Source organism: Ancylobacter vacuolatus, assembly GCF_030813595.1.
GTDB classification, from domain to species: Bacteria; Pseudomonadota; Alphaproteobacteria; order Rhizobiales; family Xanthobacteraceae; genus Ancylobacter; species Ancylobacter vacuolatus.
In genome coordinates, this window is record NZ_JAUSUH010000002.1 from 716,065 (window position 1) to 737,769 (window position 21,705).

The window sequence follows — 21,705 nt, forward strand, 5'->3', positions numbered from 1 at the left end:
ATCGCCTTGTGTCGGAGGGATGGCGGGCACAGAGGGCGGGCGTGCAAGAAATGGCTTGCACCGGCAAACCTGTCCGCCGGCATCCGCGCGTGCCATATCCAACCCATGCAAACGCCCACCACCCGCAAGCCCCTCAAGGCCCGCTTCGTCGAAGGCTCGACTCTCCGCCATGTCGCGACCATGACGGCGGCCGGTTCGGTCGGCCTGATGGCGGTGTTCGTCGTCGACCTGCTCAACCTGTTCTATATCTCGCTGCTGGGCGAGGAGGAACTGGCGGCGGCCATCGGCTATGCCGGCACGGTGATGTTCTTCACCACCTCGGTGGGCATCGGTGTCATGATCGCCGGCTCGGCGCTGGTGTCGCGGGCGATCGGCAGCGGAAGGCTCGGTGATGGGCGGCGGCTCTCCACCTCCTCGCTCATCTACATGGCGCTCGCCACCGGCCTGATGACGCTTGCCATGCTGCCCTTTCTCGGCCCGCTGCTTGCGCTGCTGGGCGCCACCGGGCGGACGCTTGAGCTGGCGCGGAATTTTCTGCTGATCGTGCTGCCTTCCACGCCCCTGCTTGGTCTTGGCATGGCGGCGTCGGGCACGCTGCGCGGCATCGGCGACGCGCGGCGCTCGATGTGGGTCACGCTGTCCGGCGGCCTCGCAACGGCCGTGCTCGACCCGCTGCTGATTCTCTGGCTCGGCCTCGGTGTCGAGGGTGCAGCCATCGCCACGGTGATCGCCCGCGTGGTGATGACCGCCTACGGGCTTAACGCGGTGATCCGGGTACATCGGCTCGCCGCGCGGCCGAAGCTGGCAGATTTCCTCACCGATATCGGCCCGCTCTCGGCCATCGCGGTGCCGGCTATCCTCACCAACATCGCCACCCCGGTCGGCAATGCCTATGTCACCTATGCGCTTGCCCCACATGGCGATGCGGCGGTGGCAGCCTGGGCGGTGATCGGCCGGCTGATTCCGGTCGCCTTCGGCCCGCTCTTCGCGCTCACCGGCGCCATTGGCCCGGTGATCGGCCAGAATGTGGGAGCCCAGCGCTATGACCGGGTGCGGCAGACGGTGCGCGACAGCCTGAAGCTCACCATCGCCTATGTGCTCGGCGTCTGGCTGGTCCTGGCGCTGGCACGCCAGCCGCTCGCCGGCCTGTTCGGCCTGTCGGCGGAAGGCGTGGCGCTGGTCGAGTTCTTCTGCCTCTACGCCGCCGGGGCCTATGTGTTCTTCGGTGCGCTGTTCGTCGCCAATGCCACCTTCAACAATCTCGGCGCGCCGCTGCTCTCCACCTTGTTCAACTGGGGGCGGGCGACGCTCGGCACCATTCCCTTCGTCTGGCTCGGCAGCCGCTGGTATGGCGTCGAGGGGGTGCTCGCCGGGCAGGCGCTGGGCTCGGTCGCCTTCGGCGTGGCGGCGCTGATCTGCGCCTTCGCCGTGGTTCGCCGGCTGCACGCCGGCATGCCGCCGCCGGCACCGGGAACGCCGCTGGCGGGGCCAGAACTGCCGCCCTTCTCGCGCGGCGAGGACGCTCCGGCCATCGAGACCGCCGCGGGGGTCTTTCCTCGCGAGGAGGAGAACGGATAGAGTACGGGAATGAGCGATACCAGCTTTCCCGACCTCGTCCTGCCCCCCGATGGGCGCCAGTCCGAGACCGCCCGCGGCATCCAGCGTGGGGCGCTGCGCTATCTGGTGGCGCGCGGGCTCGTCGGCGTGCCGGAGTTCAGCCTCGCCTCCGGCAGGCGGGCCGACATCGCCGCGCTCGACACGCGCGGAGAGGTGTGGGTGGTCGAGATCAAGTCCTCGGTGATCGACTTCCGCACCGACCGCAAATGGACCGAGTACCGGCTCTATTGCGACCGGCTGTTCTTCGCCGTCGGACCGGATTTCCCGCTCGAGATCCTGCCCGAGGATACCGGCATTCTCGTCGCGGACATGTTCGGCGCCGGGCTGGTGCGCGAGGCGCCGCGCCACCCGATGGCGGGCGCCACCCGCAAGGCGCTCACCCTGCGCTTCGCCCGCGCCGCTGCGGGGAGGCTGATGGGGCTGATGGACCCCGACGCCTTGCGGGGCATCGCGCTTTAGAGGGGATAACCGGCCATAACGCTTGAAAGGCGGGCCCCGCCTCTGCCAGCGTCCCCTTCATGGATCAGCCTTTGAACAGCACCGCGCCCAAGGCGCCCGGCGACGCCGAGCGCGTCACGCCGATGATGGCGCAGTATATCGAGATCAAGGCCGCCAATCCCGGCAGTTTGCTGTTCTACCGGATGGGCGACTTCTACGAGCTTTTCCTCGAAGACGCCGAGATCGCGGCGCGCGCGCTCGGTATCGTGCTCACCAAGCGCGGCAAGCACCAGGGCGAGGACATCGCCATGTGTGGGGTGCCGGTGGACCGCGCCGAGGAGTATCTGCACAAGCTGATCGCCGCCGGCTATCGCGTTGCCGTGTGCGAGCAGATGGAGCCGCCGGCCGAAGCGAAGAAGCGCGGGCCGAAAAGTGTGGTCAAGCGCGACGTCATCCGCCTCGTCACCCCCGGCACGATCACCGAGGATGCGCTGCTCGACGCGCGGCGCGAGAACGTGCTGGCGAGTCTCGCGCGGGTGAAGGGCGGCGCGGGCGAAGAGGGCGACGGCTATGTCTATGCGCTGGCCTTTGCCGACATCTCCACCGGCTCCTTCCGCGTCGCCGAGACCGACAGCACAAGGCTTTCCGCCGACCTCGCCCGCATCGAGCCGGCCGAATTGCTGGTCGCCGATTCGGTCTATGAGGATGCCGAGCTGCGCCCGCTCTGGCGCACCCTGCCGGCCGTCACGCCGCTGCCGAAGGAGAGCTTCGACGGCGCCACCGCCGGACGCCGCATCGCCGGCTTCTTCCAGGTGGCAACGCTTGATTCCTTTGGTGTTTTCTCCCGCGCCGAACTGGCCGCTGCGGGGGCCATCGTCGCCTATATCGAGCGCACCCAGCTCGGCGCTCGCCCGCCGCTGGGCCGGCCGCAGCGTGAGGCCTCCAGCGAGGCGATGATCATCGACCCGGCGACCCGGGCGAACCTTGAAATCCTGCGCACCACCACCGGCGAGCGCACCGGCAGCCTCTGGGCGGCGGTGGACCGCACCGTCACTTCGGCCGGCGCGCGCCTGCTCGCCCGCCGCCTGGCCGAGCCGCTGACCGACCCGAAGCGGGTGGCCGATCGGTTCGATGCGGTGGAGTGTCTGGCCAATGAGACCAGCTTGCGCGCCCAATTGCGCGACCGCCTTGCCGGCGTGCCCGACCTTGCCCGTGCCCTCTCGCGCGTCGCGCTGGGGCGCGCCGGCCCGCGCGACCTTGCCGCCATCGGAAGGGGGCTCGGCGAGGGCATGGAGATCGCCGCGCTGCTCGCCGCCTCCCCCGCACCCGCCGAGCTGACGCGGGCCGCCGCCGCGCTCACTGGCGTCGACCCGGCGCTGGCGGCGACGCTCAGCGCCGCGCTCGCCGACGAGCTGCCGCTGAACCGCCGCGACGGCGGCTTCATCCGCGCCGGCTATCAGGACGAACTCGACGCCACCCGCGCCTTGCGCGACGAGAGCCGGCGCGTGGTGGCGGCGCTGGAGCGGCGCTATGTCGAGGAAACGGGGGTGCGCGCCCTCAAGATCCGGCACAATGCCGTGCTCGGCTATTTCGTCGAGGTGAGCCAGCAGAATGCCGACCGGCTGCGCGAGCCGCCCTTCGACGCCGTCTTCCTGCACCGCCAGACCATGGCGGGCGCCATGCGTTTCACCTCCACCGAGCTGGCGGAGCTTGAGGCGAAGATATCAAGCGCCGGCGAGCGGGCGCTGGCGCTGGAGCAGCTGCTGTTCGATGAACTGGTCGGCGCTGTCATGGGCCAGACCGAGGCGATCCGCGCCTGCGCCGAGGCGCTCGCCGTCATCGACGTCACCGCCGGCCTCGCCAAGCTGGCGGTGGACGAGCGCCATGTGCGCCCGGAGGTGGATGACGGGCTCGATTTCCGCATCGAGGGCGGGCGTCACCCGGTGGTAGAGCAGGCGCTGCGCCGGGATGGCGGGCCGTTCGTCGCCAATGAGTGCGAGCTCTCCCCGCCCGAGGGCGCGCGCGCGGGCCGGATCTGGCTGGTCACCGGCCCGAACATGGCGGGCAAGTCGACCTTCCTGCGCCAGAACGCGCTGATCGCCATCCTCGCCCAGGCCGGCGCCTTCGTGCCGGCGACGCTGGCCCGCATCGGCGTGGTCGACCGGCTGTTCTCGCGCGTCGGCGCCGCCGACGACCTCGCGCGCGGGCGCTCCACCTTCATGGTCGAGATGGTCGAGACCGCCGCCATCCTCAACCAGGCAACGGAGCGCTCGCTGGTCATTCTCGACGAGATCGGCCGTGGCACCGCGACCTTTGACGGCCTCTCCATCGCCTGGGCAAGCCTCGAACACCTGCATGAGACCAATCGCTGCCGCGGCCTGTTCGCCACCCATTTCCACGAGCTCACCGCGCTGTCGCAGCGGCTTTCCCGCCTCGTCAACGCGACGGTGAAGGTGAAGGAGTGGGAGGGCGAGGTGATCTTCCTGCACGAGGTGGTGCCGGGCGCGGCCGACCGCTCCTATGGCATCCAGGTCGCCAAGCTCGCCGGCCTGCCGCACGTGGTAGTGGAGCGCGCCCGCGCGGTGCTGACCGAGCTGGAATCCGCTGACCGCGCCGCCCCCACCCAGCGCATCCTCGACGACCTCCCGCTGTTCGCCGCGCTGAACCGAGCCCCGCCGCCCGCCGCCCCCGTGGCGAAGGCCGACCCGGTGGCGGCAGCAGTGAAGACGGCGCTGGAAGGTCTCCACCCCGACGAGATGACCCCGCGCGAGGCGCTGGAGGCGCTGTACCGGCTCAAAGCGGCGGCGAAGGGCGGGTGAGGGGTGGCGGCGCGTGGCGGGGCTAGCGGGCCCTTAAAAAAGGGCTATATTTGGTGCTGATTTCCGCACCGAACGGGCCGTGGAGGAGGAGCTTATGCAGCGCGTCGAAGCCGAGATCGCCGTCAGCGTCTCCGATCTCAAGAAGAATCCCACGGCTATTGTCGCCGATGCGCGCGGCGCTGCCGTCGCGGTGCTGAACCACAACCGGATCATGGCCTATATGGTGCCGGCGGCGACCTATGAGGCGATGGTCGACGCGCTCGACGAACGGGCGCTGGTCGAGATCGCCAGGGCGCGGGCGGGCGAGACGGGCGTGCCGGTCGCCCTCGATGACCTATAGCCTCGAATTCCTGCCCTCCGCGCGCAAGGAATGGGACAAGCTGGGCGCCACCTTGCGCCAGCAGTTCAAGAAGAAGCTGGCCGAGCGCCTGGGCCATCCGCGTGTCGAGGCCGATGCCCTGCGCGGCCTGCCAGACCACTACAAGATCAAGCTGCGCGCCGCCGGCTATCGGCTGGTCTACCGGGTGGAAGACGCGCGGATCACCGTGGTGGTCGTCGCGGTCGGCAAGCGCGAGCGCGGCGAGGTGTATGAGGCGGCGGGGAAGAGGTAGGGGTCAGGTCACCTCTGTCGCCCGCACCATGCGCCGTCTGCTGCGAAAGCCGACCCGCTGGCGGCGCTCGCCGGCATCTACCCCGACGAGATGACCCCGCGCGAGGCGCTGGAAGCGCTGTACCGGCTCAAAGCGGCGGCGAAGGGCGGGTGAGGGGCTACAGAACCTCGACCGCCCGCACCACGGTGCAGTATTCGCCGTCCATGATGGCAAGCGACATCGCATGCACCTCCTCGGCGCTGCGCATCGTTCCGGCATGGTCGGGGCGGGGGAAGGTGAAGCAGGCGTCTTCCACAAGGTGCACCGCAAAGCCGAGATTGGCGGCCATGCGCACCGTGGTCTCGACGGAATTATTGGTGATGACGCCGCAGACCACCACTGTGGCGATGCCGCTCGCGCGCAGCCGGGCTTCCAGATCCGTGCCAATGAAGGCGCTGTGGACGCTTTTGGCGACAACGGCTTCGTTTCCGAGCGGCGCCGCCTCGGGCTTGAACGGGCTTCCGGGACCCAGACGGTAATAGGACGAGTCCGGGTTGGGCGATTCGTGGCGGATGTGGAACACCGGCCGTCCGGCCTCGCGCCAGGTGGCAAGCAGGCGGGCAACCACCTGCTCCGCTCCGGGATTGTTGCGCGGGCCGTGGACCGTCCATTTCGGATGGTCGATGGCGTTTTGCAGGTCGATGACAAGCAGCGCGGCGTTGAACGGCAGCATAGCGGCCTCTCCCGGGCACCAGTCGAGACGAGACGGGCGCGCCCCGGCCCCACGCTGTCATCCCCGGCCCTGGGCCGGGATCGACGATCCTGCGTCACGCTGGCGAGAAGGCGTGGATGCCCGGGCCAGGCCCGGGCATGACGGTTCTTTTCAGCCCCCTCACGCCTGGCTGGCGGCCTTGATCTTCAGCGCGGCCTGGGCGGCGGCGAGGCGGGCGATGGGGACGCGGAAGGGCGAGCAGGAGACATAGTCGAGCCCGACTTCCTCGCAGAAGGCGACCGAGGCCGGATCGCCGCCATGCTCGCCGCAAATGCCGAGCTTGAGCTTGGGCCGCACCGCGCGGCCGCGCTCGGTGGCGATCTTCACCAGTTCGCCCACGCCCTCGGTGTCGATCGACACGAAGGGGTCCACCGCGAAGATGCCCTTGGCGAGATAGGTGCCGAGGAAGGTGCCGGCATCGTCGCGCGAGATGCCATAGGTGGTCTGGGTGAGGTCGTTGGTGCCGTAGGAGAAGAACTCGGCGGTCTGCGCGATCTCGCCCGCCATCAGCGCGGCGCGCGGCAATTCGATCATGGTGCCGACCTGGTACTCCAGCGTCACCCCGGTCTCGGCCTCGACCTGCTTGGCGACCGTGTCGATGTCGTGCTTGACGAGGTCGAATTCGCGCTTGCCCGTGATCAGCGGCACCATGATCTCCGGCACCACTTTCTTGCCGGTGGTCTTTTCCGCCGCTACCGCCGCCTCGAAGATGGCGCGCGCCTGCATCTCGGCGATCTCGGGGAAGGCGATGGCAAGGCGGCAGCCACGGAAGCCGAGCATCGGGTTGAACTCGTCGAACTCGCGCTTGCGGGCGGCGAGCTTGGCGGCGCTGACCCCGAGGCCCTGCGCCACCTCGGCGATGTCGGCCTCGGTGTGCGGCAGGAATTCGTGCAGCGGCGGGTCGAGCAGGCGGATGGTGACCGGCAGGCCGTCCATGATCTCGAACAGCTGCTGGAAATCCGAGCGCTGGGCGGAGAGCAGCTTGGCGAGCGCGGCGCGGCGGCCCTTCTCGTCATCCGCCAGAATCATTTCGCGCACGGAACGGATGCGGTCACCCTCGAAGAACATGTGCTCGGTGCGCGAGAGGCCGATGCCCTCGGCGCCGAAATTCTTCGCGGTGCGCGCGTCCAGCGGGGTCTCGGCATTGGCGCGCACCTTGAGGCGACGCACGCCATCGGCCCAGCCCATCAGGGTGGCGAACTCGCCTGACAGTTCCGGCTGCAGCGTCGCCACCGCGCCGGCGATCACCTGGCCGGTGGCGCCGTCAATGGTGAGGATGTCGCCCTTCTTCAGCGTCACCCCGCCCGAGGTGAGGGTGCCGGCGGCATAATCGACGCGGATGGTGCCGGCGCCGCAGACGCAGGGCTTGCCCATGCCGCGCGCCACCACGGCGGCGTGCGAGGTCATGCCGCCGCGTGTGGTGAGAATGCCCTGCGCCGCATGCATGCCGTGAATGTCTTCCGGCGAGGTCTCGATGCGGACCAGGATGACCTTGCGGCCTTGAGTCTTCAGCAGTTCCGCCTCGTCGGCGGAGAACACGATCTCGCCGGAGGCGGCGCCCGGCGAGGCCGGTAGGCCCGAACCGATCACCTTCTTGTCGGCCTTGGGGTCGAGCATCGGGTGCAGCAGCTGGTCGAGCGCGGCGGGGTCGACGCGGCCGATCGCTTCCTCGCGGGTGAGGACGCCGGCATGGGCGAGTTCCACCGCGATGCGCAGCGAGGCCTTGGCGGTGCGCTTGCCCGAGCGGGTCTGCAGCATCCACAGCTTGCCACGCTCGACGGTGAATTCGAGGTCCTGCATGTCGCGGTAATGGCCTTCGAGCACGCCGGCGATGCGGACGAACTCGGCATAGACCTCCGGCAGCGCCTTCTCCATCGAGGGCTTGTCCGAGCCGGCGCCGATGCGGGCGACCTCGGTGATGTTCTGCGGCGTGCGGATGCCGGCCACCACATCCTCGCCCTGGGCGTTGATCAGGAACTCGCCATAGAGCGCGTTCTCGCCGGTGGAGGGGTTGCGGGTGAAGGCGACGCCGGTGGCGGAGGTCTCGCCCATATTGCCGAACACCATCGCCTGCACGTTCACCGCCGTGCCCCAGCTTTCCGGGATCTGGTTCAGCCGGCGATAGACGATGGCGCGCTGGTTCATCCACGAGCCGAACACGGCGCCGATGGCGCCCCAGAGCTGGTCGTGCGGGTCCTGCGGGAAGGGGGTGCCGAGTTCATGCAGCACCAGCGCCTTGTAGCGGGCGACGATTTCCTTCCAGTCATCGGCATGCAGATCGGTGTCGAGGCTGTAGCCCTGGTCGGCCTTGAAGGCGTCCAGCACTTCCTCAAAATGGTGGTGGGGGAAATCCAGCACCACGTTGGAATACATCTGGATGAAGCGGCGGTAGCTGTCATAGGCGAAGCGGGCGTCACCCGAGGAGGCGGCCACCGCCTCGACGGTGACGTCGTTCAGGCCGAGATTGAGCACCGTGTCCATCATGCCGGGCATGGAGGCGCGGGCGCCCGAGCGCACCGAGACCAGCAGCGGGTTGGCGGGGTCGCCGAAGGTGCGGCCGGCGAGCGCGCCGACATGGGCGAGCGCGGCGTCGACATCCCCCTTCAAGCTGTCCGGGTAGACATTGCCATTGGCGTAATACCAGGTGCACACCTCGGTCGAGATGGTGAAGCCGGGAGGCACCGGCAGACCGAGATTCGACATTTCCGCGAGGTTCGCGCCCTTGCCGCCGAGCAGGTTGCGCATCTCCGCCGCACCTTCCGCAGTGCCGTCGCCGAAGGTGTAGACCCATTTCGTCATTTCAGATGCCCTGTTGGGTGGAGCCGATGCGGACCCCGACGCCGTGATGGAAATTCAGCCATGGCTGAAATGTACGCAACGCCAACGGGTTGGCCCAGTCCCCGCGAGAGGTCCCGTGCCTTTTCCCACGCTTGGTCTAGCGTTTTGAGGTCTTGCCTTCAATCCATCATTCGCAGTTGCGTCATGAACTTTGTGCCACGCACCGTTGACGCGCCCGCGCGTGCATTGAAGCGGCAGGGCGGTTGGGGCAGGCTGGCGGGCCGGCAATCCCTGACCCCCGAGAGGACGACCCCATGAATGGCACGTTGACACGACTGGCCCCGCACATTCTCAGCCTGCTGCGAATCATGGCGGCGCTGCTGCTGATGCAGCACGGAACCACCAAGGTGCTGGGCTTTCCGGCGACGCCGATGAGCGGCGTCAGCCTCACCTCCATGCCCGGCATGGCCGGCATCATCGAGCTGGTTGGCGGCGCGCTGCTGCTGATCGGGCTGTTTTCGCGCGCGACCGCCTTCATCCTCTCCGGCATGACGGCGGTGGCCTATTTCCTGGTCCATGCGCCGAAGGATTTCTACCCGCTGGTCAATGGCGGCGAACTCGCGGCGCTGTACTGCTTCGTGTTCTTCTATCTCGTCTTCGCCGGCCCCGGCCCGTGGAGCGTCGATGCGCTGCGCGGCGCCGAGAGGCGCTGAGCCGGGCTTGGGTATAAACTGAGAAAGGCCTTGCCCGGCTGCCCCGGGCAGGGCCTGCCGCCTCCACATTCACCACGGAGCGGAAGGTAGTGCGGGGGCGTCAACAGGCGTCGCGCGGGCGCAGGCCGTCAACAGGCGCCTAGCGTCGATAAGGCTGAAATGCCGTTTACAGGGAGAGATTTGGTGGAGCCAGGCGGAATCGAACCGCCGACCTCTTGAATGCCATTCAAGCGCTCTCCCAACTGAGCTATGGCCCCACCGAGGGTGCCGGATGCGTGAAGCGCCGGGGCGCTGCACCTTGGGTTCTCATCCGGACTTGCCGACCCGGATCAACCCGGGGCGGAGTGGTCGTAAAGCATATGGCGGATCGGACTGCAAGCCTCGATTTTAAATCGAGTGATCCATCCCCAGAGCTTTCCTCGTTCAGCTTTCCTCGTCGTCCTCGATGCCGTCGCCGATCAGGTCGGTCACGTCATCGTCGCCATCCTCGTCTTCTTCGAGGAAGGTGTCGTCATCGTCGGTGGCGACCTCGTCGTCGTCGATCTCCAGGTCGTCGTCGACAACCGCCGCCTTGGTGGTGCCGGCGGCTTCCTCGTCGGCGTCCTCGAGCGAGACCAGCTCGACCTCGGCGACCTCTTCCAGATCAGGGTCGACCACCGCCGCCACGGGGGCACGCGGCGCTTCCGCGCGGCCGCGCGTCACTGGCAGGGTGATCGGGACGATCTGGCCGGTATAGGGCGAGATCACCGGATCCTTGTTCAGGTCGTAGAACTTCCGCCCCGTGACGGGGCAGACGCGCTTGGTGCCTAATTCAGGTTTCACCACGGTTTCGGACCTCGGGGTGGTGATGGAAAGGGTGCTCCCATTGAACCGCTCGCGGGGCGGAGTCAAGCCGCATCTGCGAGGGCCGTGGCGGCAGCAGCGCCCGCATGCTAGGAGGGGCGCCCACTGCGCCGCCGGGGAAGGGTTCTGCCGGCGTTGCGCGTTACCGCTCCCCGCCGGGGGCCCCGAACGTCGCGACACATCTACCCTCACACGACATCTCACTTCACAAGACAAGGCTTGAGTGATGAGCAGCACCGGTCACGCCGCCCTCCCCGTTCCCGCCCTCGCCCGCCGCTCCCCGGCGCTCAAGGGCCGGGTGCGCGTTCCCGGCGACAAGTCGGTCTCGCACCGCTCGCTCATCTTCGGCGCGCTCACCATCGGCGAGACCCGCATTTCCGGCCTGCTGGAGGGCGAGGACGTGCTCAACACCGCCAAGGCCTGCGCCGCGCTGGGGGCGGATGTCGAGCGGGTGGGCGAGGGCGAATGGCGGGTGCACGGGCTTGGCGTCGGCGGGCTGCGCGCGCCCGAGGGCGTGCTCGACTTCGGCAATGCCGGCACCGGCTCGCGGCTGATGATGGGCATGGTGGCCGGCAACCCGATCACCGCCACCTTCGACGGCGACGCCAGCCTGCGCCGCCGGCCGATGCGCCGCATTCTCGACCCGCTGGAGCAGATGGGCGTGGTGGTGGTGGACGCCGCCGAGGGCGGGCGCCTGCCCCTCACCCTCAAAGGCCCGCAGGAGCTGGTGCCGATCACCTATGAGAGCCCGGTCGCCTCGGCGCAGATCAAGTCCGCCGTCCTGCTCGCCGGCCTCGGCGCGCCGGGCGAGACGACCGTGATCGAGAAGGAGGCGAGCCGCGACCACACCGAGCGCATGCTCACCCATTTCGGCGCCGAGGTGACGGTGGAGCCCTATGGCGAACACGGCCGCAAGGTGACGCTGAAGGGCCGCCCGGAGCTGAAGCCGGCCCCGATCCATGTGCCGGCCGACCCTTCCTCCGCCGCCTTCCCGCTGGTGGCGGCGCTGATCGTGCCCGGCTCGGACGTTGTGATCGAAGGGGTGATGACCAACCCGCTGCGCACCGGATTGCTGATCACGCTCAAGGAGATGGGTGCCGACATCACCTTCGAGAACGAGCGGGTGGAGGGCGGCGAGAGCGTCGCCGACATCCGCGTGCGGGCTTCCGCGCTGACAGGCGTTTCCGTTCCGGCCGAGCGGGCGCCCTCGATGATCGACGAGTATCCGGTGCTGGCGGTGGCGGCTTCCTTCGCCACCGGGGAGACGCGGATGAACGGGCTCTCCGAGCTGCGGGTGAAGGAATCCGATCGCCTGGCCGCCGTTGCCGACGGGCTCGCGCAGGCCGGCGTCGCCTATCGGATCGAGGGCGACGACCTGATCGTCGAGGGCACCGGCGCGGCGGCGGGCGGCGGCACGGTCGCCACCCATATGGACCACCGCATCGCCATGAGCTTTCTGGTGATGGGGCTCGCCACCGACACGCCCCTGAAAGTGGACGATATTTCCTTCATCGCCACCTCCTTCCCCACCTTCCTGCCGCAGATGCGGGGGCTGGGGGCTCTCATCGACACCGAGGCTCTCGCGGCATGATCATCGCCATTGACGGGCCGGCCGCCTCGGGCAAAGGCACGATCGCGCGGTCCTTGGCGGCGCATTTCGGCCTGCCGCATCTCGACACCGGGCTTCTGTACCGCGCGGTGGGCGCCAAGGCCCTGGCGGATCACGTCGATTTCGAGGACGAGGCGGCGCTGGCGCAGCTTGCCGGCGCGCTGAACCTTGCCGCTCTCGATCCCGAGGCGCTGAAATCGGGCGCCGTGGGCGAGGCGGCCTCGCGGGTGGCGGTGCTGCCGCAGGTGCGAGCCAAGCTATTGACCTTGCAGCAGGATTTCGCCTGCCAGCCGAGCGGCGCGGTGCTGGACGGGCGCGATATCGGCACTGTCATCGCGCCCGAGGCCGAAGTGAAGATCTTCGTCACGGCGACGCCGGAAGCACGCGCCGAGCGTCGCTATCGCGAATTGGCCGGGCGCGGCGAGCCGGTCACCTATGAGCAGGTTCTCGCCGACATCCTCCGGCGCGACGAGCGCGACAGTGGCCGCGCCAGCGCACCGCTGATTCGGGCGGCGGACGCCGTGGTGCTCGACAACACGGCCCTGGGCCGCGACGCCAGTATCGCCCGCGCGCTGGAGATCGTCGCCGCGCGCACGGGCCGCTAAAGGGAGAGACGGGCAATGACAGCCGACACATCGGACGACACGGATCGCCTCACGCGCGGCCAGGCGCGGCTGTCGGAAATCACCGGCCGCTCCGGCGAGGAGGTGATGGCCGCGCTGGGCGATGTCGCGCCCGATTTCGCCCGCTATATCTTTGAGTTCGGCTATGGCGACGTCTATTCCCGCCCCGGGCTCGACCTGCGCGCCCGCATGCTCGCCACCGTCGCCGGGCTGGTCTGCCTTGGCCATGCGGCGCGGGAATTGCGGGTGCATATCGGCTCGGCGCTGAATGTCGGGGCCACGCGCGAGGAGGTGGTGGAGGTGATCATGCAGATGGCGCTCTATGCCGGCTTCCCCGCCGCGCTCGACGCGCTGATGATCGCCAAGGAGGTGTTTGCCGCGCGTGGTCTCGCTGCAAAGGCGGACTAGGCCATGCGGCGGCTGCTGGTCATCGGCATCGGCATGGGCGAGGCGGAGGGGCTCACCGGCCACGCCCTGTCAGCGCTCGGCCGAGCCGATGCGTTCTTCCTGCTCGACAAATCGGAGGGCGCCGGCGAACTGGTGCGCGCCCGCGAAGAGCTGATCGCCCGCTTCGGCAAGCCGGGCCACCGGGTGGTGCGCGCCCCCAGCCCGCCCCGCCGCCCCGCCGCTCTCGAGGGCGCGCGGAAGGATTACGAGGGCGTGGTGGCGGACTGGCACGGCGCCCGTGCGGCGCTGTTAGCCGGGCTGATCGCCGGCGAGCTGGGCGAGGACCAGACCGGGGCGATGCTCGTCTGGGGCGACCCGATGCTCTATGATTCCACCCTGCGGGTGCTCACGCGGGCGCGGGCGCGGGCGCAGGCTGACTTCGCCGTCGAGGTGTTTCCGGGGATCACCGCGCTGCAAGCGCTGTGCGCGGCGCACGCCATGCCGCTCAACGCCATTGGCGAGGAAGTGCTGCTCACCACCGGTCGCCATGTGGCTGCGGCGACGCCCAACGCCCCCGCCTTCGCCGTGCTGCTGGACGATGGCACCGGGCTCGCCGCGCTGGCCGCGCGCGGGTTCAAAGGCCAGCTCTGGTGGGGGGCCAATCTCGGCACGGCGGGGCAGGTGCTGCACGCCGGCGCCTGCGCCGAGATCGCCGGGGCGATTGCGGAGACGCGGGCGCAGGTGAAGGCGGCGCGCGGCTGGGTGATGGATGTGTGGCTGGCGCGGCGGCAGGGGTAGAGCCGCGACGCGCAAAGCCTCGACGGGTAAAGCCTCGACGGCCCGCCGATCCGGTTCATAATCGCGCCTCCGCTGGAGGAGACGCCGATGCCGCCCGTTCCCGCCTTGTCCCACGCCACCCCGCCGGACACCGCCCGCCCGGCAGACACCATCCGCCCGGCGGCCCCCGCCCGCGTGGCGGGCCGCGAGGCGTCCCCCGCGCTGGACTGGCTGGCCGCACCCCCGACCCATCCTGAGGAGATGAAGGCAGCCTATGAGGTGCGCCTCGGCCCGCTGCGCCTTGCCGGCGGCGCCCGCATGACCCCCGCCGCTATCATCGCCAGCGGGGTGTGCACCGGGCTCATCCTGCTGGGCGTGGCGGTGGTGGTGCGGGCGGGGAGGCGGTGAGGAGGCTTCTCCGGACTGGGGGCGGACCGCGCCGGACGCCCGTCCGGCCGGGAGCCTGCTTGAAAACGTTTCCGCCGACGTCATCCCGGAAGGACCGCAGGTCCTGTCCGGGATCGCGTCCCTGTTCAGGTGGACGATCCCGGCTCTCCGCCTTCGGCTGCGGCCGGGATGACGGACTTCCAGGGCTCGTGCCTCGGCCAGATGCGCCTCGCCGGCATCGCCCGCGGCACCCCCGCTGGCGTCATCGCGAGCGGGGTATGCACCGGGCTCATCCTGCTGGGCGGCGGTGAGGGGCTAGCCCAATGTGTCTTTTGGTCTAGCCCGAGGCCTTACTGAGCTATGCCGGTCTTTGAACAAACGTGCGGCTTTGATTAGGTTGTTGAACGAACTCAGTCTTTCAGAATCCGCTTCGGACCATTGATTTTTAATAAGTATTTCGAAAAAATCAAGCTGGACATTTGGTGTATTCTTCGGACTTCTCCATCTAACATAAAATAAAAATGACGGCTCAACAATATACAACACCTCTTCATTTGGTAGCCACTCTAGAAGTTCAAAATTTCTTCTCTCTTGAAATTTCTTTAAAGCGCCAAACGTTGAGTTCATTGAGGCTGCGGGAGGAATTTCAGATACTTCGCACAGCTTGGCTACACGCCTATCTATTTCGGTTCTAGAAAGAGAAAATTTTATTGGATCTAATGTAAAACATCCAATTATCAATTCATAAGTACGGTATTTTCGAGATTTTTCTCGTGGGCCTTTAATTAATGTGTCGTAGTGAGATTTAAACTGGCTGTATCTTTGAGACGCTACATTGTGAAGCGCTGCCTCGATTTCCGAGTTATTGAATTTTATACCACTTTTAATGGATCCACTAATGCTCCTAATGCCCTTGCTTTGCGCCAATTCTAAACAGCACTGCTGAACTATTATAGGAAGGCCGACAGCTTCTTGACAAATAGACGTAGCAAATTCTTTTTCAAAACTAACCCCTAGATAGCCAAATCCAAGATGGCAAATTGCCTCTAGATCAGTTTGGCTCCATTGAGCAATGTCGATCTGTCTAATTCGACCAATTAGATCTTTATTGCTATTAGCGATATCAACAGCTCGATGAGTAGTGCCTAGAACAACTATAGAAATTTCATTGTCAATGAATCTTTTCCATTGTTGAAATAAAAGAACCTTTTCTTTGTCTGAAATATAATGAAAATCTTCAATAATCAATACGTAATTTGTATAACTAAGTATTGGAACAAGTAGGTCTGGGCCGGGATCTGCTAAAACCTTGTTTCTAATCTCAGTTTCTGTGGAGTCAATAGATACGACAGCTTTAAGCTTGGCGGAAGCCTTAGCGAGCCATTTCCAGCCGACATCGGTAGATAGCTCTAACTCGCCGCTAGCGCTCTTTGACGACGCCCGGCTCCGCGTTTCCACGCGGTCGAAATCGACAGCTTCAAGCGCCTTTCTCCATAATTCGTTGCATGTTAAGCTCTTGTCGCACCGAACAATCAAAGGGCGCGCCCCCCGATCATCCAGTACTTTTCGGTATAAGGTCGTTTTCCCGGTCTTTGATGGGCCCGTAATTAGGCACAGCTGACCTCTTTCGCTCAGGGCGGAGTCAAGCGCCCGCTCGAGCTTTCCGTTATCCCGTTGAACATAGGTCACGGTCGGTTGGCCGACAGTACGAAAGATGTCCGCAATATCGGTGATCACGTCCAATCTCCAAATTCTAAGAGCCCGTGCCGATATCATATAACGGATAATTTTGGTTCGCCTAAATCCTGAATGTCGGTCCCATTGGTGTGGGTCGGTACCAGTTTCCAGTTCGGTTAGCTGAGCGAATAAGGCGTCTTCGACTAAGTCCGCTTTTGCTCAAGAACCAGCGAGGGAGTGTTTCACCACTCCCTCCCTCCCGCTTGCCCCCCACCCTTGCCCTTCCCCTCCCCTTGCGCTATTGCACGCGCTTGTCCGGGCCACCATCTCATCGAGGCGGTCCATCGGGAGGGCCGGGGGCGCGGGATGCGCGCTCTCCGTGCTTGGAGGCCAGTCCTCCGATCCTGCCTCGCGGCGTGCCCCGGACAGTACCGCGTGCCCATGCGTGATCGCTCCTTTCAAGGGGCCGCGTCCGGGCGGCGTGGCGTAGAGCTTTCAAAGCCTTGTCCCTCACGGCCAGCGCGCCGGGTTCGCCTTTGCGGGTGGACAGCGCCGGGCCTGCCAGTCCCGGCGCCCGTGGAGGAGGAGGCTCATTCAACCCAATCCGGCGCAGATCCTGGCAAGGAGCATCTATGTCCGCTACTCAAACGCTTGCCGCCGCTCGTGACGATTTCGCCGCCATGCTCGAAGAGAGCTTCGGTGAATCGGAGCTCGCCGAAGGTTCAGTCGTCAAGGGTATCGTTGTCGCGATCGAGAAGGATCTCGCGATCATCGATATCGGCCTGAAGACCGAAGGCCGCGTGGCACTGAAGGAATTTGCCGGCCCCGGCCGCGACCAGGAAATCAAGGTCGGCGACGAGGTCGAGGTCTATCTCGAGCGCGTCGAGAACGCGCTGGGCGAAGCCGTGCTCTCGCGCGACAAGGCCCGCCGCGAAGAGAGCTGGGTCCGCTTGGAGAAGGCGTTCAACGCCACCGAGAAGGTCACCGGCGTGATCTTCAACCAGGTCAAGGGCGGCTTCACCGTCGACCTCGACGGCGCCGTGGCCTTCCTGCCGCGCTCCCAGGTGGACATTCGCCCGATCCGCGATGTCGGCCCGCTGATGCACAACCCGCAGCCCTTCCAGATCCTCAAGATGGATCGCCGCCGCGGCAACATCGTCGTCTCGCGCCGCACGGTTCTCGAAGAGACCCGCGCCGAGCAGCGTCACGAGCTGGTGCAGAACCTCGAAGAGGGTCAGGTCATCGACGGCGTGGTCAAGAACATCACCGATTACGGTGCGTTCGTTGATCTCGGCGGCATTGACGGCCTGCTGCATGTCACCGACATCGCCTGGCGCCGCGTGAACCACCCGACCGAGGTGCTCTCCATCGGCCAGACGGTCAAGGTGAAGATCATCAAGATCAACCACGAGACCCACCGCATCTCGCTCGGCATGAAGCAGCTGCTGGGCGATCCGTGGGAGGGCATCGAGGCCAAGTACCCGGTCGAGGCCCGCTTCAAGGGTCGCGTCACCAACATCACCGACTACGGCGCGTTCGTGGAACTGGAGCCGGGCATCGAAGGCCTGATCCACGTCTCCGAAATGAGCTGGACCAAGAAGAACGTCCACCCCGGCAAGATCGTCGCCACGTCGCAGGAAGTGGAAGTGGCGATCCTCGAGGTGGATCCGGTCAAGCGCCGCATCTCGCTCGGCCTCAAGCAGACGCTGCAGAACCCCTGGGACGCCTTCGCCGAGAAGTATCCGGCCGGCGCGGTGGTCGAGGGCGAGGTCAAGAACAAGACCGAGTTCGGCCTGTTCCTGGGCCTCGACGGCGACGTCGACGGCATGGTCCACCTGTCGGATCTCGACTGGAACCGTCCCGGCGAGCAGGTGATCGAGGAGTTCAAGAAGGGCGACATGATCAAGGCGGTCGTTCTCGACGTGGATGTCGAGAAGGAGCGCATCTCGCTCGGCGTGAAGCAGCTCGGCGGCGACCCCTTCCAGGATGCCGGCGAACTGCGCAAGGGCGCGATCGTCACCTGTGAAGTGATCGACGTGAAGGATGGCGGCGTCGATGTGAAGATCATCGGCTCCGACATGACCGCCTTCGTCAAGCGCTCGGAACTGGCCCGCGACCGCGGCGACCAGCGTCCGGACCGCTTCGCCGTCGGCGAGAAGTTCGACGCCCGCGTCACCCTGTTCGACCGCAAGGCGCGCAAGGTGCAGGTCTCGATCAAGGCGCTGGAAATCGCCGAGGAAAAGGAAGCCGTGGCCCAGTTCGGCTCGCAGGATTCCGGTGCCTCGCTCGGCGACATCCTCGGCGCCGCGCTGAAGAAGCAGGCCGAGAAGGCGGATTGATCCGCCTCTCCGGAGAAGGCCGTTTGAACAGCCTCTCCGAGAAGGCGGCCTGAGCCGCCTGACCCGGCCCGCCTGAGCGCGGATCGACAAAGCTAAAGACGGCCGGCGTGGTGACACGCCGGCTGTTTTGTTTGGGCTCACCGCCCGGCGGGCCACACCCTCGGCAGCGTCATCGCCGCGACGCCGATCACCACTGCGATCAGCCCGAGGCTGGCGGTGGGTGCCAGAGTCTCGCCGAGGAAGACGACGCTGATGCCGACGCCGATCGGCACGCGGAGATAAGCCTGCGCCGTCGCGCCCACCGGGCCGAGCGTGCGCAGCAGGCGGAAATACAGCACGAAAGCCAATGCGGTGCAGGCGAGCGCCAGCGCCACCAGTGCCGTCAGCGAGGCGGGCGAGGGGGAAAGCGTCCAGGGCCGGTCGACCACCAGCGCCAGCGGCACCAGCAGCCCCGTGCCGCACAGCAGCGAGCCGCAGGCTGGCAGCATCGGATCGAGCCCGGCAAAGCGCGCGCCGAACAGCGCCGCGCCGGCATAGCAGGCCGTGGCGAGGAGGATGGCGAGCGGCGCCAGCACCGCCCCCGGCGTCGCGAAGGCGTCCGCACTGAGCGCTTCCGTTCCGACCACGAGGCCCGTCCCCACCAGCCCGCAGGCGACGCCCACCAGCCGCAGCACCCCGCCGGAGGGATGCCGCCCGCTGAGCGCCGCCATCAGGAAGGCGAAGATCGGCGTGGTGGCGTTGAGGATCACCGCCAGCCCGGCGCCGAGCCGCGTCTCCGCCCAGGCGATGAGGGTGAAGGGCACCGCGCTGTTGAGGCAGGCCTGGATGAGGAAGGCGCGCCATGTCGCCCGGTCCGCCGGCAGGCGCAGGCCGCGCCACGCCAGCACCGCCAACAGCGCCCCGCCCGCGAGCGCGGTGCGGCCGGCGATGAAGCTGAGCGGCGGGATCGTCTCCACCCCGATCTTGATGAAGCTGTAGGAGGCGCCCCACAGGGTCGACAGCAGCAGCAGCAAGGCGAGTTCAACCGCGAGGCGGGGCTTTTCCATGGGGCGTCCGGCAGGTGAGGGAGGCACTGTCTAGCCCGCCGCGCCGCGCCGATGTTTCGGCCGTGGCCGAAGCGTCATCGGCTGACGCGCGGCCCGCCGGCGGGTTAAGCTTGCGGCATGAACGCCCCCGGCTCCCATCCCGCCACGCCCTTCGCCGCCGGTGCCGGCATCGCCGAAATCGCTGCGCTGCTGGGCGATCCGGCGCGCGCCAACATGCTGCTGGCGTTGATGGGCGGGCCGGCGCTGACCGCGGGCGAGCTGGCTCGCCATGCCGGGGTGAGCGCGCCCACCACCAGCGGGCACCTCGCCAAGCTCGTCGCGGCCGGCGTGGTGGCGGCGCGGGCGCAGGGGCGGCACCGCTATTACCGGCTGGCCTCGCCCGAGATCGCCGGGGTGATGCACGCGCTGATGGTGGCGGCCGCCATGGGCCCGCCGCGCCATCGCCCACCCGGCCCGCGCGACGAGGCGCTGCGGCTCGCCCGCAGCTGCTACGACCACCTTGCCGGCCGGCTGGCGGTAGCGCTGCTGGCCGCGCTGGAGGCGCAGGGGCATGTGCGGCTCGCCGACGAGGGCGAGGCGGTGGAGCCGACGCCGCAGGGGCGGGTGTTTATGGCCGAATTCGGCCTCGACCTCGATGGGTCGGGCGAGAGCGCCGGCAAAGGCGGCCGCGCCCGCCCGCCGGGCCGCCCGCTGTGCCGCCCGCTGTGCCGCACCTGCCTCGACTGGAGCGAGCGGCGCCCACACCTCTCCGGCCGGCTCGGCGCCGGGCTGCTGGAGCGGCTGCTGGCGCTCGGCTGGCTCGCCCGCGTGCCCGGCAGCCGCGCCCTCACCCTCACCCGCGCCGGCGAGGCCGGGCTGATCGCCACCTTCCATCTGCCGCCGGACTGGCGGGAGGGGGAGACGTCGTCGAGGGAGTGCGGCCGAGGCGTTTGATGGTGTCACTTTCCTCCGCTAGACTCGGCTCTCTCCCGGCGCTTCCCGCGACCTGGACGCCAGCGCGGAGGCGCGGAGCATGATGTCAGACCCGCCGCGCGATGCCCCGCCGGCACCGGCGACCGCGAATTCGGCCTGGCCGGGGCGCCTTATCGTCCGGGTCGTGCTGCTCAGCCGCTGGGCGATGGTGCCGCTGTTTCTCGGGCTGTCGATCGGGCTGGTGCTGCTGGTCATCGCCTTCGCGCTGCGGCTGTGGAGCTTCGCGTTCCAGCTGCCCAGCCTCACCGAGACCGCAGTGATCATGGAATTGCTGACCCTGATCGACCTCGTGCTGGTCGGCGGGCTGATGGTCATCATCATCCAGTCCGGCTACGAGAATTTCGTCGAGCAGATCGACCGTCGCCACGCCCCGGACTCGCCGGCCTGGATGATGCGGATCAGCTTTTCCGGGCTGAAGCTCAAGCTGTTCGCCTCGCTGATGGCGATCAGCGCCATCACCCTGCTGAAGGCGCTGATGCGGCTGGAAACCGATGTGAGCGAAACGCAGGTGCGCTGGCTGATGGCGGCGAGCGTGCTGTTTCTCGTCGCCTATGCCGTGCTGGCCTTCACCGACCGCTTCGCCGGCAGCGGCCGCGAGGAGTAGCGCGCCTCACCTCACCCGCGCCGGGTTGCCGACCGCCGTGGCCCCGGCCGGCACGTCCTTCGTCACAACAGCGCCGGCGCCGATCACCGCATTGTCGCCAATGGTGACGCCGGGCAGGATGATCGCCTTGCCGCCGATCCACACATTGCGGCCGATGGTGACGGGGCGGCCGAATTCGAGGCCGGAGCGGCGCGCGTCCGGGTCGCGCGGGTGGTCGGCGGTGTAGATGTGGGTGCCCGGCCCGATCTCGGTGCCATCGCCGATATGGACCGGCACCACGTCGAGGATGACGCAGTCGAAATTGAGGAAGACGCCCGTGCCGAGATGGATGTTGAAGCCGTAATCGCAGTGGAAGGGCGGGCGGATGCCGGTGCGCTCCCCCACCGTGCCGAGCCCTTCCGCCAGCAGCGCCCGCCGCTCGGCGCGCGAGAGCGTGAGCGAGGCGTTGAACCGCGCCAGCCAGGCGAAATTGGCCCGCTCGGCGGCCTGAATCTCCGGATCGCTGGCGCGGTAGAGATCGCCGGCCAGCATGCGCTGCATCTCGCTGCGCGGATCGTCGGCGGCGGGCAAAGCGGGTTCGCTGCGGGTAGGGGACATCTCCGGCGCTCCGTGGCACATCGCGGGCCCCCTGCATCCGCGATGGCCGTCGAGGCGGCAAGACACGTTCGGTTTCGGGAGGTGACAGGGAGGCCCTGCGTCCTTCGAGGCGCGTTT

At 67.4% G+C, this 21,705-nt stretch carries 20 protein-coding genes, 1 tRNA gene and 1 pseudogene; 15 read left to right on the forward strand and 7 right to left on the reverse strand.

Annotated features, from left to right (window positions below; translation table 11 throughout):
- The first annotated feature begins 105 nt into the window (after positions 1-105).
- From J2S76_RS07345 to J2S76_RS23225, 6 genes and pseudogenes are all read left to right on the forward strand, one after another.
- Positions 106-1,578, forward strand: coding sequence for an MATE family efflux transporter (locus tag J2S76_RS07345; protein ID WP_307058949.1), 1,473 nt, complete (start codon positions 106-108; stop codon positions 1,576-1,578).
- A 9-nt stretch (positions 1,579-1,587) separates the two neighbouring features.
- Entirely contained in the window at positions 1,588-2,076 is a 489-nt protein-coding gene (locus tag J2S76_RS07350; RefSeq protein ID WP_307058951.1) for an MmcB family DNA repair protein, read from the forward strand.
- A 59-nt stretch (positions 2,077-2,135) separates the two neighbouring features.
- Positions 2,136-4,874: a DNA mismatch repair protein MutS gene (mutS, locus tag J2S76_RS07355; RefSeq protein ID WP_307058953.1), complete on the forward strand. Its 2,739-nt coding sequence runs from the start codon at positions 2,136-2,138 to the stop codon at positions 4,872-4,874.
- A gap of 94 nt (positions 4,875-4,968) precedes the next feature.
- Positions 4,969-5,214 (forward strand): type II toxin-antitoxin system Phd/YefM family antitoxin, encoded by a 246-nt coding sequence (locus J2S76_RS07360; protein WP_307058955.1) that lies wholly within the window; start codon positions 4,969-4,971, stop codon positions 5,212-5,214.
- A complete protein-coding gene (locus tag J2S76_RS07365; protein ID WP_307058956.1) occupies positions 5,204-5,485 on the forward strand; it encodes a type II toxin-antitoxin system RelE family toxin in 282 nt (93 codons plus the stop codon). Before J2S76_RS07360 ends, J2S76_RS07365 begins: the two co-directional genes overlap by 11 nt.
- A 30-nt stretch (positions 5,486-5,515) precedes the next feature.
- Positions 5,516-5,638, forward strand: a pseudogene (locus tag J2S76_RS23225) (hypothetical protein); the annotation flags it as partial.
- A gap of 4 nt (positions 5,639-5,642) precedes the next feature.
- On the opposite strand, the gene J2S76_RS07370 reads toward J2S76_RS23225, so the two are convergent.
- Both J2S76_RS07370 and ppdK read right to left on the reverse strand, forming a co-directional pair.
- Positions 5,643-6,197 carry a cysteine hydrolase family protein gene (locus J2S76_RS07370; protein ID WP_307058958.1) on the reverse strand — a complete coding sequence of 185 codons (555 nt, stop codon included), beginning with the start codon at positions 6,195-6,197 and terminating at the stop codon, positions 5,643-5,645.
- Positions 6,198-6,356: 159 nt separating this feature from the next.
- Positions 6,357-9,035 (reverse strand): pyruvate, phosphate dikinase, encoded by a 2,679-nt coding sequence (ppdK, locus tag J2S76_RS07375; protein ID WP_307058960.1) that lies wholly within the window; start codon positions 9,033-9,035, stop codon positions 6,357-6,359.
- Between the two features lie 293 nt (positions 9,036-9,328).
- Between ppdK and J2S76_RS07380 the strand changes: the two genes are divergently transcribed.
- Positions 9,329-9,727 (forward strand): DoxX family protein, encoded by a 399-nt coding sequence (locus tag J2S76_RS07380; protein ID WP_307058962.1) that lies wholly within the window; start codon positions 9,329-9,331, stop codon positions 9,725-9,727.
- Positions 9,728-9,908: 181 nt separating this feature from the next.
- Here J2S76_RS07380 and J2S76_RS07385 read toward each other — a convergent pair.
- A tRNA-Ala gene (locus J2S76_RS07385) sits at positions 9,909-9,984 on the reverse strand.
- Between the two features lie 166 nt (positions 9,985-10,150).
- Positions 10,151-10,552 (reverse strand): TIGR02300 family protein, encoded by a 402-nt coding sequence (locus tag J2S76_RS07390; RefSeq protein ID WP_018388683.1) that lies wholly within the window; start codon positions 10,550-10,552, stop codon positions 10,151-10,153.
- A gap of 244 nt (positions 10,553-10,796) precedes the next feature.
- On the opposite strand from J2S76_RS07390, the gene aroA reads away from it, so the two are divergent.
- From aroA to J2S76_RS07415, 5 genes are all read left to right on the forward strand, one after another.
- Positions 10,797-12,161 carry a 3-phosphoshikimate 1-carboxyvinyltransferase gene (gene aroA / locus J2S76_RS07395; protein ID WP_307058964.1) on the forward strand — a complete coding sequence of 455 codons (1,365 nt, stop codon included), beginning with the start codon at positions 10,797-10,799 and terminating at the stop codon, positions 12,159-12,161.
- Positions 12,158-12,784, forward strand: a complete 627-nt coding sequence (cmk, locus tag J2S76_RS07400) for a (d)CMP kinase (protein ID WP_307058966.1) — start codon at positions 12,158-12,160, stop codon at positions 12,782-12,784. The genes aroA and cmk overlap by 4 nt, the downstream gene beginning before the upstream one ends.
- Positions 12,785-12,799: 15 nt before the next feature.
- Entirely contained in the window at positions 12,800-13,210 is a 411-nt protein-coding gene (locus tag J2S76_RS07405; RefSeq protein WP_307058969.1) for a carboxymuconolactone decarboxylase family protein, read from the forward strand.
- 3 nt (positions 13,211-13,213) lie between these two features.
- Positions 13,214-13,987, forward strand: coding sequence for a precorrin-6A synthase (deacetylating) (gene cobF, locus J2S76_RS07410; RefSeq protein WP_307058971.1), 774 nt, complete (start codon positions 13,214-13,216; stop codon positions 13,985-13,987).
- An 87-nt stretch (positions 13,988-14,074) separates the two neighbouring features.
- Positions 14,075-14,374 carry a hypothetical protein gene (locus tag J2S76_RS07415; protein WP_307058972.1) on the forward strand — a complete coding sequence of 100 codons (300 nt, stop codon included), beginning with the start codon at positions 14,075-14,077 and terminating at the stop codon, positions 14,372-14,374.
- Positions 14,375-14,668: 294 nt separating this feature from the next.
- Here J2S76_RS07415 and J2S76_RS07420 read toward each other — a convergent pair whose 3' ends face one another.
- Complete coding sequence (locus tag J2S76_RS07420; RefSeq protein ID WP_307058974.1) at positions 14,669-16,090, reverse strand: ATP-binding protein; 1,422 nt, start codon at positions 16,088-16,090, stop codon at positions 14,669-14,671.
- 572 nt (positions 16,091-16,662) lie between these two features.
- On the opposite strand from J2S76_RS07420, the gene rpsA reads away from it, so the two are divergent.
- Entirely contained in the window at positions 16,663-18,369 is a 1,707-nt protein-coding gene (rpsA, locus tag J2S76_RS07425; RefSeq protein ID WP_026221234.1) for a 30S ribosomal protein S1, read from the forward strand.
- 137 nt (positions 18,370-18,506) lie between these two features.
- Here the strand turns inward: rpsA and J2S76_RS07430 are convergent, their stop codons facing one another.
- On the reverse strand, positions 18,507-19,415 hold the full coding sequence (locus J2S76_RS07430) for a DMT family transporter (protein ID WP_307058976.1): 909 nt from the start codon (positions 19,413-19,415) through the stop codon (positions 18,507-18,509).
- 117 nt (positions 19,416-19,532) lie between these two features.
- Between J2S76_RS07430 and J2S76_RS07435 the strand changes: the two genes are divergently transcribed.
- Together J2S76_RS07435 and J2S76_RS07440 are read left to right on the forward strand one after the other, a co-directional pair.
- Positions 19,533-20,348 carry an ArsR/SmtB family transcription factor gene (locus tag J2S76_RS07435; RefSeq protein ID WP_307058979.1) on the forward strand — a complete coding sequence of 272 codons (816 nt, stop codon included), beginning with the start codon at positions 19,533-19,535 and terminating at the stop codon, positions 20,346-20,348.
- Between the two features lie 79 nt (positions 20,349-20,427).
- A complete protein-coding gene (locus tag J2S76_RS07440) occupies positions 20,428-20,991 on the forward strand; it encodes a YqhA family protein (protein WP_307058981.1) in 564 nt (187 codons plus the stop codon).
- Positions 20,992-20,997: 6 nt separating this feature from the next.
- On the opposite strand, the gene J2S76_RS07445 is transcribed toward J2S76_RS07440, so the two are convergent.
- The gene (locus J2S76_RS07445) at positions 20,998-21,588 is read right to left on the reverse strand and encodes a sugar O-acetyltransferase (RefSeq protein WP_307058983.1); all 591 of its coding nucleotides are present in this window, start codon (positions 21,586-21,588) and stop codon (positions 20,998-21,000) included.
- Positions 21,589-21,705 lie beyond the last annotated feature (117 nt).

Coding starts and splice junctions, on each gene's coding strand:
- J2S76_RS07345 (WP_307058949.1), top strand. CDS start 106: ATGCAAACGCCCACCACCCGCAAGCCCCTCAAGGCCCGCTTCGTCGAA.
- J2S76_RS07350 (WP_307058951.1), top strand. CDS start 1,588: ATGAGCGATACCAGCTTTCCCGACCTCGTCCTGCCCCCCGATGGGCGC.
- mutS (WP_307058953.1), top strand. CDS start 2,136: ATGGATCAGCCTTTGAACAGCACCGCGCCCAAGGCGCCCGGCGACGCC.
- J2S76_RS07360 (WP_307058955.1), top strand. CDS start 4,969: ATGCAGCGCGTCGAAGCCGAGATCGCCGTCAGCGTCTCCGATCTCAAG.
- J2S76_RS07365 (WP_307058956.1), top strand. CDS start 5,204: ATGACCTATAGCCTCGAATTCCTGCCCTCCGCGCGCAAGGAATGGGAC.
- J2S76_RS07370 (WP_307058958.1), bottom strand. CDS start 6,197: ATGCTGCCGTTCAACGCCGCGCTGCTTGTCATCGACCTGCAAAACGCC.
- ppdK (WP_307058960.1), bottom strand. CDS start 9,035: ATGACGAAATGGGTCTACACCTTCGGCGACGGCACTGCGGAAGGTGCG.
- J2S76_RS07380 (WP_307058962.1), top strand. CDS start 9,329: ATGAATGGCACGTTGACACGACTGGCCCCGCACATTCTCAGCCTGCTG.
- aroA (WP_307058964.1), top strand. CDS start 10,797: ATGAGCAGCACCGGTCACGCCGCCCTCCCCGTTCCCGCCCTCGCCCGC.
- cmk (WP_307058966.1), top strand. CDS start 12,158: ATGATCATCGCCATTGACGGGCCGGCCGCCTCGGGCAAAGGCACGATC.
- J2S76_RS07405 (WP_307058969.1), top strand. CDS start 12,800: ATGACAGCCGACACATCGGACGACACGGATCGCCTCACGCGCGGCCAG.
- cobF (WP_307058971.1), top strand. CDS start 13,214: ATGCGGCGGCTGCTGGTCATCGGCATCGGCATGGGCGAGGCGGAGGGG.
- J2S76_RS07415 (WP_307058972.1), top strand. CDS start 14,075: ATGCCGCCCGTTCCCGCCTTGTCCCACGCCACCCCGCCGGACACCGCC.
- rpsA (WP_026221234.1), top strand. CDS start 16,663: ATGTCCGCTACTCAAACGCTTGCCGCCGCTCGTGACGATTTCGCCGCC.
- J2S76_RS07430 (WP_307058976.1), bottom strand. CDS start 19,415: ATGGAAAAGCCCCGCCTCGCGGTTGAACTCGCCTTGCTGCTGCTGCTG.
- J2S76_RS07435 (WP_307058979.1), top strand. CDS start 19,533: ATGAACGCCCCCGGCTCCCATCCCGCCACGCCCTTCGCCGCCGGTGCC.
- J2S76_RS07440 (WP_307058981.1), top strand. CDS start 20,428: ATGATGTCAGACCCGCCGCGCGATGCCCCGCCGGCACCGGCGACCGCG.
- J2S76_RS07445 (WP_307058983.1), bottom strand. CDS start 21,588: ATGTCCCCTACCCGCAGCGAACCCGCTTTGCCCGCCGCCGACGATCCG.